Source organism: Variovorax sp. WDL1 (assembly GCF_001541225.1).
Lineage (GTDB): Bacteria > Pseudomonadota > Gammaproteobacteria > Burkholderiales > Burkholderiaceae_C > Variovorax.
This window is the reverse complement of record NZ_LMTS01000172.1, coordinates 27,734-30,967: the sequence shown is the minus strand read 5'-3', so window position 1 is coordinate 30,967 and position 3,234 is coordinate 27,734. Positions and strand designations below refer to the sequence as shown.

General features: G+C 70.0%; 4 protein-coding genes and 1 pseudogene. 3 read left to right on the top strand and 2 right to left on the bottom strand.

Going from position 1 to position 3,234, the window contains the following annotated elements; all coding sequences use genetic code 11:
* A partial coding sequence (locus tag APY03_RS23865; protein ID WP_232324377.1) for a DODA-type extradiol aromatic ring-opening family dioxygenase occupies window positions 1-623 on the top strand: 623 nt, incomplete at its 5' end.
* Between the two features lie 22 nt (window positions 624-645).
* Complete coding sequence (locus tag APY03_RS23860) at window positions 646-1,527, top strand: alpha/beta fold hydrolase (RefSeq protein ID WP_068680858.1); 882 nt, start codon at window positions 646-648, stop codon at window positions 1,525-1,527.
* Window positions 1,528-1,543: 16 nt separating this feature from the next.
* On the opposite strand, the gene APY03_RS23855 is transcribed toward APY03_RS23860, so the two are convergent.
* Window positions 1,544-2,365, bottom strand: coding sequence for an aldo/keto reductase (locus APY03_RS23855; RefSeq protein WP_068680730.1), 822 nt, complete (start codon window positions 2,363-2,365; stop codon window positions 1,544-1,546).
* Window positions 2,366-2,379: 14 nt separating this feature from the next.
* The gene (locus APY03_RS23850) at window positions 2,380-2,715 is read right to left on the bottom strand and encodes a helix-turn-helix domain-containing protein (protein WP_068680728.1); all 336 of its coding nucleotides are present in this window, start codon (window positions 2,713-2,715) and stop codon (window positions 2,380-2,382) included.
* 115 nt (window positions 2,716-2,830) lie between these two features.
* Here APY03_RS23850 and APY03_RS44335 point away from each other — a divergent pair.
* Window positions 2,831-3,234, top strand: a pseudogene (locus APY03_RS44335) (translesion DNA synthesis-associated protein ImuA); the annotation flags it as partial.

Sequence of the window (3,234 nt, the reverse complement as noted above, 5' to 3'; positions counted from 1 at the left end):
CGAAGCCGCCGATGATCTACGACTACGGCGGCTTCCCCGAGCACACCTACCGCGTGCACTACGACGCCCCCGGTTCGCCCGCGCTGGCGCGCCGCGTGCAAGGCCTGGTCGAGGCGGCGGGCCTGCCGGCGGCCTTCGATGCCGAGCGCGGTTTCGACCACGGCATGTTCTCGCCGATGGCCGCGATGTACCCGAAGGCCGAGGTGCCGGTGGTGCAGCTGTCGCTCCGGGCCGGGCTCGACGCGGCCGAGCACGTGGCGGTGGGCCGCGCGCTGGCCCCGCTGCGCGACGAGAACGTGCTGATCGTCGGCAGCGGCCTGAGCTACCACAACCTGCGCAACTTCGGGCCGCAGGCGCGCGAGGTGTCCAAGGCCTTCGACGACTGGCTGGCGGACACCGTCGACGCCGACCCGGCCCGGCGGATCGAGCGCCTGCTGGCCTGGTCCCAGGCGCCGGCGGCGCGGGTGGCGCATCCGCGCGAGGAACACCTGATCCCGCTGATGGTCGCGGTTGGCGCGGCCGGGCAGGATGCGGGCGTGCGCATCTACCACGAGGACGCCTTCATGGGCGGCATCGCGGTGTCGAGCTATCGCTTCGGTGCGGCAGCGGGCGACGCCGCCTGAGCGTGCGCTGCACAATCGCCCGGTGCCCGAACACGCCATCTTCGACCCCGCCGCCGATGCGAACGCGCATCGGCTGATCGCCCGCATCGACGCGCTCTCCACCCATCACGATGTGCTGCATGCCGGCCGGCGCGTGCGCTGGCGCCGCTTCGGCGAAGACAACGACCAGCGGCCGCCGCTGGTGCTCCTGCATGGCGGCCATGGCAGCTGGATGCACTGGTTGCGCAACATCGAGGCGCTTTGCGCCGCGCGCGCCGTGTGGCTGCCCGACATGCCCGGCTTCAACGACTCCGACACGCCGCCGCAGGCGCAGGCCGGCCAGGCGCCGCTGGACCCGGCGCTCGACGCGCTCGTCGGCTCGCTGGGTTCCCTGATCGATGCCGAGGCTCCCATCGACCTGGCCGGTTTCTCCTTCGGCGGACTGGTCGCTTCGAAGTTCGCGCTGCGGCGCGGCCATGTGCGCCGCCTTGCACTGCTGGGCAGCGCGGGCCACGGCACCATGCGCCGCATGAGCGTGCAGATGATCAACTGGCGCGAGGCGAGGGATCGGCTGGAGGAGCGCGAGGCGCTGCTGCACAACCTGCGGGCGCTGATGCTGCACGACGCCGCTGCCATCGATGCCCTGGCCTTTGCCATCCACGACCTCTCCTGCCACGGCACGCGCTTTCGCAGCAAGGAGGTCTCGATGGCTGGCGGGCTGCAGGCGGCGCTGGACGCCTTTGCGGGACCGACGCTTCTGCTGTGGGGCGAGCATGACGTGACCGCCGACTCGCGCCCACTGGTGGCGCAGCTCGTGGCGGGCTGTCCGCAGCGCGAAGGCGTCGTGATCGACGGCGCCGGCCACTGGGTGCAGTACGAGCAGGCGGTGGAGGTGAACGCGCTGCTGCTGCGCTTCTTCGCCTGAAGCGAAGGCCCGGTGATTAGAGCGGCAGCGAAGCCGCGTGCCGCTGCCAGAAGCCCGCGTCGGGAAAGCCGCCCGTTGCCGCCGCCGCGTTGTCCGCCATGTGCTCCGCCCGGCTGGTGCCCGGGATGGTGCAGGTCACGGCCGGATGGCTCAGCACGAACTTCAGCAGCAGCTGCGCCCAGCTCGCGCACCCGATCTCGGCCGCCCAGCCGGGCAGGGGCTGGGCGCGCAGCCGGCGCAGCAGCCCGCCGCCGCCGAAAGGCATGTTGACGATCACCGCCACGCCGCGCTCGGCTGCCAGCGGCAGCAGGCGCTCCTCGGCCTGGCGCGCGTCGATCGAGTAGTTGATCTGCAGGAAGTCGAGCGGCTCGGCGCGCAGTACCGCTTCGACTTCGGCATAGGCCGAGGCGGTGTAGTGCGTGATGCCGAGGTAGCGCACGCGGCCCTGCGCCTTCCAGTCGCGCAGCGTCGCCAGGTGGGTGCGCCAGTCGACCAGGTTGTGCACCTGCAGCAGGTCGATGCGCCCGGTGCGCAGGCGCTGGAAGGACTGCTCCATCTGCGCGATGCCGGCCTCGCGACCGGAGGTCCAGACCTTGGTGGCGAGGAAGGCCTTCTCGCGCTGCCCGCTGGCGGCCAGCAGGGCGCCCACCACCGCCTCGGCGCGTCCGTACATCGGCGAGCTGTCGATCAGCGTGCCGCCGGCGGCGAACAGGGCATCCAGCACGCCCGGCAGGCGCTGGTGCCCGGCGCTGCCGGGGCTGACATCGAAGCCGATCCAGGTGCCGCAACCGATCACCGGCAGGGCTTCGCGGGTGGAGGGGATGGGGCGGGGGGTCATGAGGGCTGACGACTTCAGGCCAGGGCCAGCATCAGATGTCCTGTGGCGGCAGCCGCGGGCTTTACCTTGATCTCGATGTCGTAGCCGAGCCGGTTGAGACAGTCCATCAGCTTGCGTTCGGAGAAGTTCGAGAATTCGCCCCGCACCAGCGCCGAGACTTTCGGCTGCGAGATGCCCATGCGCTTGGCAGCTTCGCTTTGGGTGAGCTGAAGGCGCTGGATGGCCTTGTTGATCTCGATGGTGAGACCAGACTTGATCTTGAGCTTGTCTGCATGGGGAAGACCCAGATCGGCAAATACGTTGCCGGAGCCTTTGACTATTTCCAAGTCTTCGACGATCCGTTTTGTCATTGAGTCGTTTTATCCCATAACTGGAATGAAGAGGGAACCCCGGCCTTGCGCGCGGGCTTATAAAAAATCAGTGAGGCGCCCCAAGAATACTGTATAAAAATACAGTCATCTGATCATGGGCCTGCCTTCCTTCGACTCCTTCTCTGCTGCCGCGCGCCACAAGGTCTGGCGCGGGGACACGCTGGGCGTGGCGGATGGGCAGGTCATCGGCACCGGCCATGCGGCGCTCGATGCGCAGCTGCCCGGCGGTGGCTGGCCGGTGGGCGCGATGACCGAGCTGCTGCAGGCCGCGCCCGAGGCGCATGCCTGGCAACTGCTGCTGCCCGCGCTGGCGCAAGCGGTGCAGGGCGGCGCAGGGCCGGTCGTGCTGATCGGCGCGCCGCAGGAGCCCTTCGGCCCCGCGCTCGCGGCCCAAGGCCTGCCGCTCGAGGCGCTGCTGTGGGTGCGCAGCGCAGCATCGGCCGCACGGCTGTGGGCATGCGAACAGGCGTTGCGCTGCGCCGACGTGGCCGCCGTGCT